13 protein-coding genes and 1 tRNA gene are annotated in these 13,821 nt (G+C 62.0%); 8 read left to right on the top strand and 6 right to left on the bottom strand.

Features of this window, described 5'->3' with window-relative positions; genetic code table 11:
- Positions 1-20: 20 nt before the first annotated feature.
- The 3 genes from D6858_RS08765 to D6858_RS08755 form a co-directional block, all read right to left on the bottom strand.
- Positions 21-602: a CHAP domain-containing protein gene (locus tag D6858_RS08765; protein ID WP_240623776.1), complete on the bottom strand. Its 582-nt coding sequence runs from the start codon at positions 600-602 to the stop codon at positions 21-23.
- A 283-nt stretch (positions 603-885) separates the two neighbouring features.
- Positions 886-2,472 carry a trigger factor gene (tig, locus tag D6858_RS08760; protein ID WP_120109096.1) on the bottom strand — a complete coding sequence of 529 codons (1,587 nt, stop codon included), beginning with the start codon at positions 2,470-2,472 and terminating at the stop codon, positions 886-888.
- 62 nt (positions 2,473-2,534) lie between these two features.
- Positions 2,535-2,619: transfer RNA gene (locus D6858_RS08755), tRNA-Leu, on the bottom strand.
- Between the two features lie 152 nt (positions 2,620-2,771).
- On the opposite strand from D6858_RS08755, the gene D6858_RS08750 reads away from it, so the two are divergent.
- The gene (locus tag D6858_RS08750) at positions 2,772-2,957 is read left to right on the top strand and encodes a hypothetical protein (protein ID WP_120109094.1); all 186 of its coding nucleotides are present in this window, start codon (positions 2,772-2,774) and stop codon (positions 2,955-2,957) included.
- Positions 2,958-3,005: 48 nt separating this feature from the next.
- Complete coding sequence (locus D6858_RS08745) at positions 3,006-3,284, top strand: DUF3297 family protein (RefSeq protein ID WP_120109092.1); 279 nt, start codon at positions 3,006-3,008, stop codon at positions 3,282-3,284.
- A 515-nt stretch (positions 3,285-3,799) separates the two neighbouring features.
- Here the strand turns inward: D6858_RS08745 and D6858_RS08740 are convergent.
- Positions 3,800-4,621 (bottom strand): CHAP domain-containing protein, encoded by an 822-nt coding sequence (locus D6858_RS08740; protein WP_120109638.1) that lies wholly within the window; start codon positions 4,619-4,621, stop codon positions 3,800-3,802.
- Between the two features lie 125 nt (positions 4,622-4,746).
- Between D6858_RS08740 and der the strand changes: the two genes are divergently transcribed.
- Complete coding sequence (der, locus tag D6858_RS08735; protein ID WP_120109090.1) at positions 4,747-6,120, top strand: ribosome biogenesis GTPase Der; 1,374 nt, start codon at positions 4,747-4,749, stop codon at positions 6,118-6,120.
- Positions 6,121-6,786: 666 nt separating this feature from the next.
- On the opposite strand, the gene D6858_RS08730 is transcribed toward der, so the two are convergent.
- Positions 6,787-7,794: an isoaspartyl peptidase/L-asparaginase family protein gene (locus D6858_RS08730; RefSeq protein ID WP_120109636.1), complete on the bottom strand. Its 1,008-nt coding sequence runs from the start codon at positions 7,792-7,794 to the stop codon at positions 6,787-6,789.
- A 103-nt stretch (positions 7,795-7,897) separates the two neighbouring features.
- Between D6858_RS08730 and D6858_RS08725 the strand changes: the two genes are divergently transcribed.
- The 4 genes from D6858_RS08725 (at position 7,898) to D6858_RS08710 (ending at position 11,325) form a co-directional block, all read left to right on the top strand.
- Entirely contained in the window at positions 7,898-8,416 is a 519-nt protein-coding gene (locus tag D6858_RS08725) for a GNAT family N-acetyltransferase (protein ID WP_120109088.1), read from the top strand.
- 223 nt (positions 8,417-8,639) lie between these two features.
- Positions 8,640-9,785: a flavodoxin-dependent (E)-4-hydroxy-3-methylbut-2-enyl-diphosphate synthase gene (ispG, locus tag D6858_RS08720; RefSeq protein ID WP_120109086.1), complete on the top strand. Its 1,146-nt coding sequence runs from the start codon at positions 8,640-8,642 to the stop codon at positions 9,783-9,785.
- Positions 9,782-10,537, top strand: a complete 756-nt coding sequence (locus D6858_RS08715; RefSeq protein WP_120109084.1) for a hypothetical protein — start codon at positions 9,782-9,784, stop codon at positions 10,535-10,537. The genes ispG and D6858_RS08715 overlap by 4 nt, the downstream gene beginning before the upstream one ends.
- Positions 10,534-11,325, top strand: coding sequence for a murein L,D-transpeptidase catalytic domain-containing protein (locus tag D6858_RS08710; protein ID WP_120109082.1), 792 nt, complete (start codon positions 10,534-10,536; stop codon positions 11,323-11,325). Before D6858_RS08715 ends, D6858_RS08710 begins: the two co-directional genes overlap by 4 nt.
- 6 nt (positions 11,326-11,331) lie before the next feature.
- Here D6858_RS08710 and D6858_RS08705 read toward each other — a convergent pair whose 3' ends face one another.
- Positions 11,332-12,750: a L,D-transpeptidase family protein gene (locus D6858_RS08705; protein WP_420823829.1), complete on the bottom strand. Its 1,419-nt coding sequence runs from the start codon at positions 12,748-12,750 to the stop codon at positions 11,332-11,334.
- A 169-nt stretch (positions 12,751-12,919) separates the two neighbouring features.
- Between D6858_RS08705 and D6858_RS08700 the strand changes: the two genes are divergently transcribed.
- Positions 12,920-13,819 carry a DMT family transporter gene (locus tag D6858_RS08700; RefSeq protein ID WP_120109080.1) on the top strand — a complete coding sequence of 300 codons (900 nt, stop codon included), beginning with the start codon at positions 12,920-12,922 and terminating at the stop codon, positions 13,817-13,819.
- Positions 13,820-13,821 lie beyond the last annotated feature (2 nt).

Genomic DNA, 13,821 nt, shown 5'->3' with positions numbered 1-13,821 from the left:
TCCTCAGGATTTTCAACTGACTACTTCGCAGCCAGTTGGATGGAAGCGCCTTCACCAGCACCGTTGCCTTTGGCAATATGGATTGGGCCGGTGTCGAGATCCTCGCTCCCGGGCGCTTCGGCGTAAATGAAGCCGAAGGTTGGATTCACCCGGGTACCGAGCCCGCCGATCGGCGCATACCATACGCGCACCGCGCTCCAGTCACCGGCATCGGACACATCGACTGCCATCGCCGCGCGTTCGATCCGGCCCGGCCCCGACCAGTTCGCATGATTGAGCAGGATGTGCCGTTCATCGACGATTTTCGCGACTGTCGCGACATGGCCATAGGGCATCGCGCCAGTGCTCTTGAAGGCCAGCACAGCGCCGATTTTCGGCTGCTTACCACGAGCATAAGTGCCTTCGGCCTGCCCCCACCATGTGCGGGCGTTGCCGTGGATCGAGATACCCGAAACCTGCCGCGCATAGGGCACGCATTGCAGTGCCTTGGCCTGAACCACCGCTGGCGTCGCGACAGCGGCCATTGCGGCCAGCAGCGAAGCGATCATCGGCGACTTGCGGAAAAACGTGCGGAACATGCCGCGCGCGAATTGCGATCCCATTGTATTCGTGACCCCGCACGTATTCTTTAACCCGTCGCAGAGGGTAGTAGCCGGGCATAAATCCATCGAACACCCCGCCACAAAGGCGCTGTCCTGTCTGTCGCACAACTCGTCGCAAGACATGGAACGCCTGTACATCGGCCCGGAAAACACCCGACCCATCAGGGCGCTCTGCCGCATCCATCGCTGCCGACCACCGGCAAAACGAAACGGGCGCACCTGTCGCCAGGTACGCCCGTTTCGTCACCACGCCTGCAAAGGCGCGGCTGCGTATCGAATACGCTTATTTCTTGGCCGGAGCTTTCTTGGCCGCAGGCTTTTTAGCCGGCGCTTTCTTTGCTGCAGGCTTGGCCTCTGCCTTGTCGTCCGCCTTGGCAGCAGCTTTCTTAGCGGGTGCCTTCTTGGCCGGAGCCTTCTTCGCAGCAGGCTTTGCTTCGGCGGCATCGTCCGCTTTGGCATCGTCCGCCTTGGTGGCGGCTTTTTTGGCCGGAGCCTTTTTCGCCGGAGCTTTCTTCTTCGCGGCCGGCTTGGCCGCTTCGTCTTCGTCCGCTTCGATGGCGGCCTGCAATTCCTCGCGCGTTACTTCGCGATCGGTGATTTCAGCCTTCTCGAACAGGAAGTCGACGACCTTGTCTTCGTACAGCGGGGCACGAAGCTGAGCGGCTGCCATGTCGTTGGTGCGGATCAGTTCCATGAACCGGTCGCGGTCTTCGGGGCGATACTGCTGCGCCGCCTGCTGGATCAGCATCGACATTTCCTGCTGGGTAATCTGCACGCCGTTGGCCTGCCCGATTTCCGACAGCAGCAAGCCCAGACGCACACGGCGTTCTGCGATCTTGCGGTAATCGTCCTTCTCGGCTTCGATTTCTTCCATCGCGGCCTTCGGGTCTTCTTCCCGCGCCGCTTCCTGCATCAGCTGCTGCCAGATCTGTTCGAATTCGGCATCGACCATCGACGGCGGGACGGGGAAATCGTGGCCCGCGGCCAGCTGATCGAGCAACTGACGCTTCATCGCGGTGCGGGTCAGGCCGTTCAGTTCCTGCTCCACCTGCCCCTTGAGCAGACCGCGCAGCTGTTCGAGGCTTTCGAGGCCAAGCGACTTGGCAAAATCTTCGTCGATCTTGGTTTCGTCTTCGACCTGAACCTTGTGCACCTTCACATCGAAGGTGGTTTCCTTGCCCGCGAGGTGTTCCGCCGGATAATCTTCGGGGAACGTCACGGTGATGGTCTTCTCGTCACCCGCTTTCGCGCCGGTGAGCTGTTCTTCGAAGCCGGGAATGAACTGGCCCGAACCGATCACCAGCGGCGCTTCTTCAGCCTTGCCACCTTCGAATTCGACTCCGTCGAGCTTGCCGACGAAATCGATGATAAGCTGATCGCCATCACCCGCCTTTTTGGTCTTGGCGGCATCTTTCCAGCTCTTCTGCTGGCTGGCGATCTTTTCGAGCGATTCGTCCACTTCCGAATCGGCCACCGGAACAGTCAGACGTTCGAGCTTGATGCCATCGGTGGCGGGCGCTTCGAGATCGGGCAGCACTTCGAGACTGACCGACAGTTCGGCATCCTTGCCCTGATCGTAGCCTTCGCCCAGTTCGATCTGCGGCTGCATCGCGGGGCGCAGTTTCTTGTCACGCATCAGCGAATCGACTGCATCCTTGATCGTGTCGTTCACCACCTGCGCGTGAATCGCATCGCCGTGCATCTTGCGCACAAGGTTGGCGGGCACTTTGCCGGGGCGGAAGCCGGGCATCCGCACCTGCGGCGCGATCTTCTTGATTTCGGCAGCGATCGCAGCTTCGATCTCCGATGCCGGAATGGTGACGGAATAGGCGCGCTTGAGCCCGTCGTTGGTGGTTTCGTTGATCTGCATCTGAGCGAAAAGCCTTCTTGAGAAATCCGGTGTGTCTGTCCGGGCGCCCGTGCGCGGCGGTATGGTGCGGGCGAAGGGACTCGAACCCCCACATCTTTCGATACTGGTACCTAAAACCAGCGCGTCTACCAATTCCGCCACGCCCGCAAACCCGAACGAAGCCGCGCGAATAGCCGGGGCCATCCACGAACAAGGGAGCGCCGTTAGCCCGCCCGGCGCGAAAGGGCAAGCCACGAGACCACCGGAACAGACATGCTTTTCCATTCGTTGTGATTTTGCGACTTCAGGAGAGCCCAAAAATGACCCATCCGACCGCAGGCGAACCGGCCCCTGCACCCGACAAAATCGAACCGGCCGCCCCGCCCGAGACACCGCCCGCGCCCGCGCCCGATGAGCAACCGGTGCGCCAGCCCGACGAAATCGCTCCTCCGCAGCCCGATACAGTGCAGCCGGGCGAACATCCGGGCGAAATCCCTGCCACCTGATATGCGCGATATCTTGCGGCCCGCCCCTCCTCGCACTAGGGGGCGCGCATGAGCGACAATAAAGCCCAGACCCCGCCCGATCGCCTCGCGGTCAATCCGCGCAGCGAATTCTTCGATGCCGACGCGCTGCAACGCGGCGTGGGCATCCGGTTCAAAGACCGGGTGCGGACCGATATCGAGGAATATTGCATCTCAGAAGGCTGGGTGCGGGTTCAGGCCGGCAAATCGATGGACCGCAAGGGGCAGCCGCTGACCATCAAGCTGACCGGCCCGGTCGAAGCATGGTTCGAAGATCTGGGCGAAGACGCACCCATCGCCAAGGCGTGATTTGGGAGGCACCTGTCGTGCTGACGGTGCCTGCCACCCCGTTCCTCATTGTGTACGCAGTGAAGTGTTTGATCCGGTCGACGGTCCTGCCCATCGCATCGTAAAAGACAGAGGTAACGCGCGCGCCATGGATTGCCACGTCGCCTCCGGCTCCTCGCAATGACGAGTGGGTGGGATTTGCGCAATAGTATGGACTGGCCATCGACAGTGCGGTCCCCTACCCCCAAACCACGCCCTCTCCGTGCCTTCGCGCCTTCGTGTGACAAGCTTCCACCCCACCCTCCTTTCGTCATTGCGAACGTAGTGAAGCAATCCAGGGTCTGAGGTTCCCATCCATTGCGGCAGTCGTAAGGGTGGCGAGGGATGGTCTATGGATTGCCACGTCGCCTCCGGCTCCTCGCAGTGACGAGTGGATGGGATACACGTAATAGTATGGAACGGCCATCGACAGTGCGGCCGCTACCCCCGAACCAAACCCTCTCCGTGCCTTCGCGTCTTCGTGTGAATTACTTTCCCTACCGGTCGTATCGCGCCAGTGCAGCGGAAATCGGATCGTTGGATGCCGCCTGAGTGCGCGTTTCGCGGCGCGGCGTCGGTGCCGCCATCGCCACCCGCGCAGGGGCCGATGCAACGGTGCGGCGCGTAAGGGACTGGCGTGGCACGGATGAGGCTTTCGGCGCGCCGATATCGGCAAAAGCGGACAAGAACTCCCGCGAAGGCGCGCGCGCCGGGCGCGGCGTGCTGGCAACCGGAACGACAGCGGGCGCAGGTGTCGCCGCGGCGATAGTCGTGCGGGGTGCGAAATCGGCATTCCCGCTGGTGTCGCGGTCAGGATAAATAAACCCGGCCACCGGCCACTCAGTGCGGCCAAGACCCTGAATCGGATCGTACCACACACGCACTTCGCTCCAGTCGTTGGCGGGCGACACATCCACTGCCTTTACCCCGCGTTCGATCTGCCCGCGCCGCCCGTTGATGGGCGACCAGTTGGCATGGTCGAGGAGAACAGTGCGGCTGTCGATCACTTTGGCCACCGCTGCGACATGGCCCAGTTGCATGTTGCGATAGGGGGTGAACGCCATCACCGCCCCTTTTTTGGGCCGGTTTCCCCGTTTGTAACGGCCCGCCGCCTTGTCCCACCAGGTCAGCGCGTCGCCATAAATCTTCACCCCGGTGCGTTCGCGCGCATAGGGCACGCATTGCAAATAGGGCGGCAGTTCCACCCCGGAACCCACAGAGCCACCAGCAGGAACATCGAAATCCGCCGAATCGGCCAACACGGGCGACGTAGCGACACAGGCGATGGCGAGCGCGAAGATGCTTGTGGTTACCTTCATATTCATCACGTTGCCGCAAGGTGGTTAGAGGGAACCTTCGCATTTTGGTTAATTGCCCTTTAACCACATGTCCGATAACGGTGCTTGCCATTCGCGCGCCAACAGGCCACCTGCGCGATGAAGTCATGAAACCGCAGGTCATCATTATCGGGCGCCCCAATGTGGGCAAGTCCACGCTGTTCAACCGGCTGGTCGGCAAAAAGCTGGCGCTGGTGGACGATCAGCCCGGCGTCACGCGCGACCGGCGCATGGGCGACGCGACGATTGCCGGGATGGAATTCACTATCGTCGACACCGCCGGGTGGGAAGACGATGACGCGGAAACTCTGCCGGGCCGGATGCGCAAACAGACCGAAGTCAGTCTGGAAGGGGCCGATGCGGCATTGTTCGTGGTCGATGCCCGTGCGGGCCTGACTCCGCTCGACAACGAAATCGCCCGCTGGCTCCACAGTCAGAAAGTGCCGGTGGTGGCAGTCGCCAACAAGGCGGAAGGGAGCACCGGCCAGTCGGGTGTGCTGGAGGCATATTCGCTCGGCTTTGGCGATCCCGTCGCGCTCAGCGCCGAACACGGTGAAGGGGTGGCCGACCTGTTCGATGCCCTGTGGCCGATCATCGGAGAGAAGGCCGAAGGCGAAGAAAGCGCGGACGAACCGAGCGAGGAAGAGCTGCTCTCCGGGCCGCTGAAGCTGGCTATCGTCGGGCGGCCCAATGCGGGCAAGTCCACGCTGATCAATCGCCTGCTGGGTGAAGACCGGCTGCTGACCGGGCCGGAAGCGGGCATTACCCGCGATTCGATTGCCATCGACTGGCAATGGACCGACCCGCAAACCGGCGATACCCGCGATATCCGCCTGATCGACACCGCCGGAATGCGCAAACGCGCGCAAGTGGTAGAAAAGCTGGAAAAGCTTTCCGTTGCCGATGCGCGCCGCGCGATCGATTTCGCGGAAGTCGTGGTGCTGCTGCTCGATGCGACACGCGGGCTGGAACATCAGGATCTGAAGATCGCCAGCCACGTGCTCGAAGAAGGGCGCGCGCTGATGATCGCGATCAACAAGTGGGACATCGCTGAAGACGCGAGCAAGTTGTTCAACGGCATTCGCGGTGCGCTGGACGAAGGGCTGGCGCAGGTTCGCGGCCTGCCGTTGTTCGCTGTCTCCGCCCGCACCGGCAAAGGGCTCGACACGATGCTCCACGCCGCGTTCGAAATCCGCGAGGCATGGTCGAAACGCGTGCCGACATCGGCGCTCAACCGCTGGTTCGACGACGCACTGGAAGCGAACCCGCCACCCGCGCCCAAGGGCAAGCGGATCAAGCTGCGCTATATCACGCAGGCCGGCACCCGCCCGCCCCGCTTCGTGGTGTTCGGCACCCGGCTGGACATGCTGCCCAAAAGCTATGAACGCTATCTGGTGAACGGCATCCGCAAGGAACTGGGTTTCGATGCCGTGCCGGTGCGGGTCGTGCTGAAAACGCCGAAGAACCCATTCTCGAAATAAGCGGCGGCGCTGGTTTAGCTGCGCTCCGGGGCGTGTCGGCTGGCGTATGAAAACAGCCGCTCACCCACCCTCGCCCCATCGTCATGCCGGACCCGATCCGGCATCCCGCTGTTCTTTCCGCGACCGGTCAGCAGTCAGCTTCCACACCTTCGCCATACCGTCCCTCGTCATTGCGAGCGTGGCGAAGCAATCCATGCCGGGAGGGTTACAGCAAACACTACCCTCACACGGCGCGGCAAGGGCAGTCCGTGGATTGCCGCGTCGCTTGCGCTCCTCGCAATGACGAGGGGGCTGGAGTGGCGCTGGTTTAGCTGCGCTCCGATGATGTGTGCCGACCAGAAGATGGAGAGACGACGGCACCGTTGCTCAGCCCGGCAAAGGAATTTCCTACATCGCTTGCGCCGGGCATGATCGCATGATGTTCCAGCTATCGTCACCGCAGCGGATCGGCAGCACGAATGGTGTGCAGTGTTCGGTTTTATGCAAGTCCACACCGCACCATGCCAGAAGGGCGCTTAACAGCCTGTCCTCTCACAACAATTCGCAGAAAGTCACAGATTTCAAAACTTCAGGGAGCGGTCCATGTCTCGTGCCCGCAGCCCCGAAAAAGGGCCGCCCCGCGTCAGGATCGGCCCCGTGTCGCCAATTGCGCCGCCAAGGCGGGGATCACTCGTCTTCGTCTGCGAAGATGGCGACTTCATTGGTGCCGCTGCTGGTCGCCCGGCCGCGATACATGCCGGGGGTATTCATGCTGAACACTGCGTCGCCATCTTTCGACACCACGATCACTCCGCCATCGCCGCCCATCGTGGCGACGTCGCCGATCACCGCGTCGGCGGCAGTCTGCGCGTCTTCCCCGGCGAGCAGCATCCGGTCGCAGATCGCATGCGCCACGCCCACGCGGATGAAGTATTCACCCCAGCCAGTGCCCGACACGGCGCAGGCGCGATCGTCGGCCCATGTTCCCGCGCCGATCACCGGGGAATCGCCGATCCGGCTCCACCGCTTGCCCGTCATCCCGCCGGTCGAGGTGCCCGCGGCCAGATGGCCGTGTTGATCCAGCGCCACCGCACCAACAGTGCCGAACTTGAATTCGACATCGAGGGCGGAGAGGTTCTTCGCCTTCATCTGTTCCAGTTGCCGTTTGCGTTCTTCGGTCGCGAACCATTCGGGACCGACGATTTCCAGCCCCTGTTCCGCGGCGAACTGTTCGGCGCCTTTGCCCGAAAGGAACACGTGCGGGCTGTGTTCCATTACTGCCCGCGCCAGCAGGATCGGATGTCGCACCGTGCCGACCCCGGCGACCGCCCCCGCCGCGCGTGTTTCGCCCAGCATGATCGAGGCGTCCATCTCGTTAGTCCCGTCCCAGGTGAACACCGCACCGCGCCCGGCGTTGAACTTCGGATCGTCTTCCAGCTGGGTAATCACGGCGGTAACCGCATCCGCCGAAGAGCCGCCGCGCTTCAGCACAGCCGATCCGGCATCGAGCGCGGCCTGCAATGCAGCGCGATAGGCGGCCTCTTTCTCCGGCGTCATCCGCTCGCGAGTCAGGGTGCCCGCGCCGCCGTGGATGGCAATCGACCATTTTGCAGTGGGCACAGGCTCCTCCGCATGAAGAGTGCTGCTGGCGGCAAGCGCCGCGAAACAGGCAATGGCTTTCCAGACAAACGACATTTCGGTCCCTCCAATGTCCGGGCAATGCGCGCCCGCACCGCGATAGGCAAGCCTGCCATAGCGATGCTTCCCAGCCGTGCTGCCGGTGTTTAGGATAAGAGCCATGCTGTTACGCCCCGCCTCCACCACCGACATCCCCGCCCTCGTGGAACTGAGCCGGGAGTGCTTTGTCGCAGCATTCGGCCACCTGTACGCGCCGGAGGATTTGCAGAGCTTCCTCGACAACGAAAGATCGCCCGAAAAGCTGGGCGCTGCAGTGGCGGATGCCGATACCGGGGTGATGCTGGCAGAAGATAGCGCGGGACTGATCGGGTATTGCACGATGTACTTCGACGCGAGTTTCCCCGAACGCCCCGCTCCGCCACCCACGCGGGCCGCTATCCTCAGCCAGCTATATTGCGCCCCGCAGGCCACCGGGCGCGGCGTGGGCGCGGCGCTGATCGAATGGGCGATTGGCGAAGCACGGATGCGAGAGAGAGAGGCGATCCAACTGTCGGTCTATAGCGAGAACTTCGGTGCTCAGCGGTTTTACCAGCGATACGGATTCGCCAAAGTGGCCGATATCGCGTTCTGGGTGGGCAGCCATCGCGACGATGAGTTCCTCTACGAACTCACGCTGTAGGCAGTCATCAGAATGCTGCCGCCCCAGCCCGGTTTCCTAATCGCATACAGCTTGGTATCAGGGCCGCGATGAACCACCGCCATCAATTCGGTCGCAATCGTGCAGCACTGCCCCCATATGGCCCCCTATATGGCGATGCGTCCGGTGCCCGCGCGGCAGTGGACTTTTTTGGTTCAGGACAGTGTAACATGCGGTCCACGCATTCAGGGTACAGGCAAACAGTATGAACGCGATACGTCCGTGGCGCACAATCGAACGGCGCAAATGTCGCCAGATCATGGTCGGTTCGGTGCCGGTAGGCGGCGATGCGCCGATTACCGTGCAGACGATGACCAACACGCCAACTTCCGACGCAAAGGCGACCATCGACCAGATTCGTCGATGCGAAGATGCCGGGGTCGATATCATCCGTGTATCCTGCCCCGATGAAGCGAGCACCGCCGCGCTGCCGGAAATCGTCCGCGCGGCGCAGGTGCCGATCGTGGCCGACATCCATTTCCACTACAAACGCGCATTGGAAGCCGCCGATGCGGGGGCCGCCTGTCTGCGGATCAACCCCGGCAATATCGGATCGAGCGACCGCGTGGCCGAAGTCGTCCGCGCGGCCAAAGCCAACGGCTGCGCGATCCGCATCGGCGTGAACGCGGGTAGTCTTGAGAAAGACCTGCTGGAAAAATACGGCGAACCCTGCCCCGAAGCGCTGGTCGAAAGCGCGCTCGACCATATCAAGCTGCTGCAGGATCACGATTTCCACGAATACAAGGTGGCCGTGAAGGCGAGCGACGTGTTCCTCGCCGTGGCCGCCTATCAGGGGCTGGCCGACGCGGTCGATTGCCCGCTGCATCTGGGCATTACCGAAGCGGGCGGGCTGATCGGCGGTACGGTCAAATCGAGCATTGGCATCGGCAATCTGCTGTGGGCGGGGATTGGCGACACGATCCGCGTCTCGCTGTCGGCAGAGCCGGAACAGGAAGTGCGCGTCGGCTTCGAAATCCTCAAAAGCCTCGGCCTGCGCACACGCGGCGTGCGCGTTGTATCGTGCCCCAGTTGCGCACGGCAGGGTTTCGACGTGATCCGCACAGTTCAGGCACTGGAAGACCGGTTGCAGCATATCAAGGTGCCGCTGTCGCTCTCCGTCCTCGGCTGCGTGGTCAACGGACCGGGCGAAGCGCGCGAAACCGATATCGGCATCACCGGCGGCGGTGCGGGCAAGCACATGGTCTATCTGTCGGGCGTGACCGATCATCACGTGCAAAGCGCCGACATGCTCGATCACATCGTCAGTCTGGTAGAAAAGAAAGCTGCCGAAATCGAAGATGAAATGAGCGACGCAGGCGAAGCCGATACCGTGGTGGAAGCCGCCGAATGATCGGCGCATTCTTCCAGCGGTTTTGGGAGACGGTACGCGATGGTGTGCGCCTGTGGTGGCTGGCCCCGATCATCCCGCTGATCGCTGCGCTGCCCGAAATGGTGCAGCATGTGGCGGAAGTGAAGCTGGGCATGTTCGCCAGCAAAGAGGCCTTCCAGACACTGGCGATGGACCCCACCCGCTGGGCATTCGGATATGGCAAGATCGCGGGCCTGTTCATCGCGATCATGGCCGCATTGTCGTTCTGGGCCAACCGCGAGCGCGGGGCGCGCTGGTGGAACTTGCGCGGGATTCTGTGGGGCGCGGTGCTTGGCAGTGTTGCGCTTCAGGTTGCAATCAGCCTGCTCGGAGTGGGCATAACCCGGTTGCTACCCGGCATGGAGGGACAAGCGATCAATATCGCTATTTCGCTCGCGACCCTCCCTTTGCTGATATGGATGATTGGCGGCCTGCTGGGCGACCGCGCCATGACACTGGCCGCGTCGTTTCATTCAGGCTGGTTCGCCGTGCTTCGGATCATCGTCTTCGTCGGCCTGCCCTACTTTCTGCTCATGGGAGTTCACATGGGCAATCATTACCTCGCATTCAGCCAATCCCCGGCTGTGGTCTGGACACTGTTGATCTGGGATTCGCTGGTGGTAGGCACTATGGCAGCCCTGATGGGTACGGCGCTGCATCACGCATACCGTCCGCTTGGCGGAAAGGGGCATTCAGGCCCGGTTAGCCAGCGCGACTCTATAGGTGCAGCATGAAACGTCGCGATCTCCTGAGAGGGTCATTGGCTGTGGGGGCCGTCGGTCTGGCCCTGCCATCCGCGCTGCGTGCTGCGCCGATCCCGGCGCAACCGATGTCGCTCAACCCGCGCGATCGCAAGCTGTTCGCTATCGCGCACGAACAATTGCAAAAGCATGGCCATCGTATGTGGCTGACCGACATCGTCGGGATTGCCGATTATGGCGTGCGGTCCAGCGAACCGCGCTTCCATTTCTGCAATTTCGAAACGGGGACTGTCCAATCGTTCCATGTCTCGCACGGTTCGGGATCGGACCCCGAACACGACGGGTGGCTCGATTGGTTCTCCGACGTTCCCGAATCGAATTGTTCAAGCAAGGGCGCGTTCATGACCTTCGGCTGGTACACCGGCCGTTATGGCACCTCGATCCGGCTTGAAGGATTGGATTCGACCAACACCAATGCCCTCAGCCGCGCCATCGTGATGCACCGTGCATCTTATGCCGAACCGGGGTTCCTCGCCCGGTGGGGCCGCCTTGGGCGCTCCAACGGGTGCTTTGCTATGGGTGAGGCTGATTTCAAGCTGGCGCTGTTGCATCTGGCAGGCGGACGGCTGCTTTATTCGGACAGACTGGGTATTGGCCCCGACGGGCAGCATGTGGAAAAACCTGTCGCGCCGCCGCCCGAACCGGTCACACCGCAGACTCCGCAGCAGGTGCCACAGCAAGTACCCCAATCACAAATGGATCTGCGCCCCCTGATGCGCGAAGGCGACCCGAAGGCGCAGCTCAATCCGGGGGTTTACTGATCCCGATCAGGTTTGCAGATCGTCAATGATCTCAACCACCTTCTCATCTGTCTTGCGAGCACGATTGGCCACGCGCGGCTTGTCGAAACTGGCCAGAACCGGGGCATCGCGGCCATAGATGTCACTGAACGCCCGCAGCTTGCCGTTGATGTCCACACCCATCGTAAAATAGGTAATGTAAACAGGCATTTGCTTCTCAATCGGCACACGCGTGTACTTGCCCGAGGTGCTGATCGCGACCGCCTCGTCCGCCGCAGCCTTGCGGGTTTCCGGGGTATTGGCGAGGTTGCCGAGGATCGCCAGCGTAATGGCCAGTTCCTGCGCCCGTTCGGTGCGGATGCAACCATGGCTCAGCGCGCGCTGATCGCGATTGAACAGGTTGCGCGACGGCGTGTCGTGCAGGAAGATCGCGTGCGGGTTCGGCATATCCAGCTTCATCAAGCCAAGCGAGTTGTTCGCCCCCGGCTGCTGAACCACGGTGACGAACCCGGTCTTGGGGTCTTTCCACCCCTTGTAGCCGGCGGCCTTGGCCCAGCCCGGATTGTTCAGCACTTTGGCGCCCAGCCCTTCGCCCTTCACGATCGATTGCGGCACTGTCCAGGTCGGGTTGAAGATCACCCCTTCGACCGTTTCCGCCAGTTGCGGAGTCGCTGTGCGCCCCGGCTTGCCGACAATGGTTTTGTAGGTCGAGATGATCTTGTTGTTGACCGTCAGACGCAGTTGATATTCCGGCACGTTGGTCAGCAAGTATTGCTGACCCAGATCGCGCGGCAACCAGCGCCAGCGATCCATATTGGCCTTGATCAACTTGCGCCGTGCCGGGTCGGTCGTTTCCGCCAACGCATCGCGCAGCCGGGCATAATCGGGCTTTGTCGGATTGAGCGCCTTGAGCGCACCGGCGATGTTGTGGCTCGCCAATGCATCGGCCATAATCTCGCCGGTGGGGTAAAGATCGGGGTCCGGGTCGACGACGAACCACTGCTTGCGGTCGTCCATCGGTGTGCGCCCGTCGCGCAGATCTTCCACCAGCCATTGAAATGCCTGACTGGCTGTCTGATTAAGCGTGTCGCCCGGCCCGGCTGCAATCGCCGCACTCAGGGCATCGGGGTTGTAATCCTTGGGGTTCAGCCCTTCGCTGCCGATGCTGGCGATCACGCCGAGAAGCGCCTTCGCATCGCCAACCGACCACACCTGCACCAGCGGCGCGACCTGTTGCACCACAGGCGTTGCTTCCATAACCGGGGGAGGCGTAGTGGCTTGCTTCGGCGCAGTAACGTCATCGGCACCGCCACGAACCGGTTGAGACGCCACAACGGGCGCTTCGGGCGGCAACAGATTTTCGGGCGCCTTGTCCTGCGCGAACGCGAACACCGGATAAGTCAGGGCAGTCACCCCTGCCAGCAATGTACGCGTGTAACCCTTGATCACGGTCGTTCTTCCTCAAATGATGCGGTTGCCCCGAAACGGCGCAACCCGCCCTTCCGGGCCGGTTATATGCCGATGCACCCCCGCCAATCAATGAGCGCGCCTGACTGTGGCCTGAATCCCTGCTTCGCGAGTTGCCTTCGCGCACCACACGGTTATGCCGCATCATATGGGAAAGACAGAACACCCGTTGCTGCCGGTTCTTATCGCAGCATTGGCCATCGGGCTGCTGTCACTGATGGACGCATATATGAAAAGCGCGGCGCTGGCCGTGGGCGCCTACAGCGCACTGTTGCTGCGCGCACCGATTGGAATAGCGATCGCCGCACCGCTTTGGAAAGCCAGAGGCGGCAAATGGCCCGCCCCGCATGTGCTGCGGCTGCACGTGATTCGGGGCGTCGTCATCACCGGAATGGGCTTCACGTTCTTCTTCTCGCTCACACGTCTTCCCCTGGCGCAGGCGATCGCCATCAGCTTCATCGCGCCACTGATCGCGATGTTCCTGGCGGGGATCGTACTGAAGGAAAAGGTAGAGCGACGGGCGTTTATTGGGGCTGCGCTCGGACTTACTGGGGTACTGGCAATCCTCGCCAGCAAGATCGTGCACGAAACGATGGACGGTGGTGCGCCATTGGGCATCGCCGCAGTGCTGCTGTCCGCGGTGCTCTATGCATGGAATCTGGTGCTTCAACGGCAGCAGGCTCTGGTGGCTGGCCCATTGGAGATCGCCACATTCCAAAATGGCATCGTGCTCCTGAGTCTGCTCGGATTCGCCCCGTTCTTTATCCAGTGGCCCGAAATTCCTGCATGGGGCGATATCGCGGTCAGCGCCGTTTTATCGACCATTGGCGCGATGCTGTTCGCATGGGCATATGCCCGCGCCGAAACCCAGCGACTGGCCCCCATAGAGTACACCGGGTTCCTGTGGGCTTCGCTATTCGGGTGGTTGTTTTTCGCTGAACCCGTAACGTCAGGGACACTCGTCGGAACCGTTCTGATTGTTGCCGGATGCTGGATCGCAACCCGCCGTCGGCCCGATATTCAGGTGCCCGAACAAGTCGTCGCCTGACA

It is taken from the genome of Tsuneonella suprasediminis, from assembly GCF_003605755.1.
Lineage (GTDB): Bacteria > Pseudomonadota > Alphaproteobacteria > Sphingomonadales > Sphingomonadaceae > Tsuneonella > Tsuneonella suprasediminis.
Note: the sequence above shows the minus strand (reverse complement) of the source record. Positions and strands in the feature narration are given on the sequence as shown.

Excerpts from the sequence above, each read along its gene's own strand:
- D6858_RS08725 (WP_120109088.1), top strand. The coding sequence starts at position 7,898 with ATGCTGTTACGCCCCGCCTCCACCACCGACATCCCCGCCCTCGTGGAA.
- tig (WP_120109096.1), bottom strand. The coding sequence starts at position 2,472 with ATGCAGATCAACGAAACCACCAACGACGGGCTCAAGCGCGCCTATTCC.
- D6858_RS08750 (WP_120109094.1), top strand. The coding sequence starts at position 2,772 with ATGACCCATCCGACCGCAGGCGAACCGGCCCCTGCACCCGACAAAATC.
- D6858_RS08700 (WP_120109080.1), top strand. The coding sequence starts at position 12,920 with ATGGGAAAGACAGAACACCCGTTGCTGCCGGTTCTTATCGCAGCATTG.
- D6858_RS08710 (WP_120109082.1), top strand. The coding sequence starts at position 10,534 with ATGAAACGTCGCGATCTCCTGAGAGGGTCATTGGCTGTGGGGGCCGTC.
- D6858_RS08730 (WP_120109636.1), bottom strand. The coding sequence starts at position 7,794 with ATGTCGTTTGTCTGGAAAGCCATTGCCTGTTTCGCGGCGCTTGCCGCC.
- der (WP_120109090.1), top strand. The coding sequence starts at position 4,747 with ATGAAACCGCAGGTCATCATTATCGGGCGCCCCAATGTGGGCAAGTCC.
- ispG (WP_120109086.1), top strand. The coding sequence starts at position 8,640 with ATGAACGCGATACGTCCGTGGCGCACAATCGAACGGCGCAAATGTCGC.
- D6858_RS08715 (WP_120109084.1), top strand. The coding sequence starts at position 9,782 with ATGATCGGCGCATTCTTCCAGCGGTTTTGGGAGACGGTACGCGATGGT.
- D6858_RS08740 (WP_120109638.1), bottom strand. The coding sequence starts at position 4,621 with ATGAAGGTAACCACAAGCATCTTCGCGCTCGCCATCGCCTGTGTCGCT.
- D6858_RS08765 (WP_240623776.1), bottom strand. The coding sequence starts at position 602 with ATGGGATCGCAATTCGCGCGCGGCATGTTCCGCACGTTTTTCCGCAAG.
- D6858_RS08745 (WP_120109092.1), top strand. The coding sequence starts at position 3,006 with ATGAGCGACAATAAAGCCCAGACCCCGCCCGATCGCCTCGCGGTCAAT.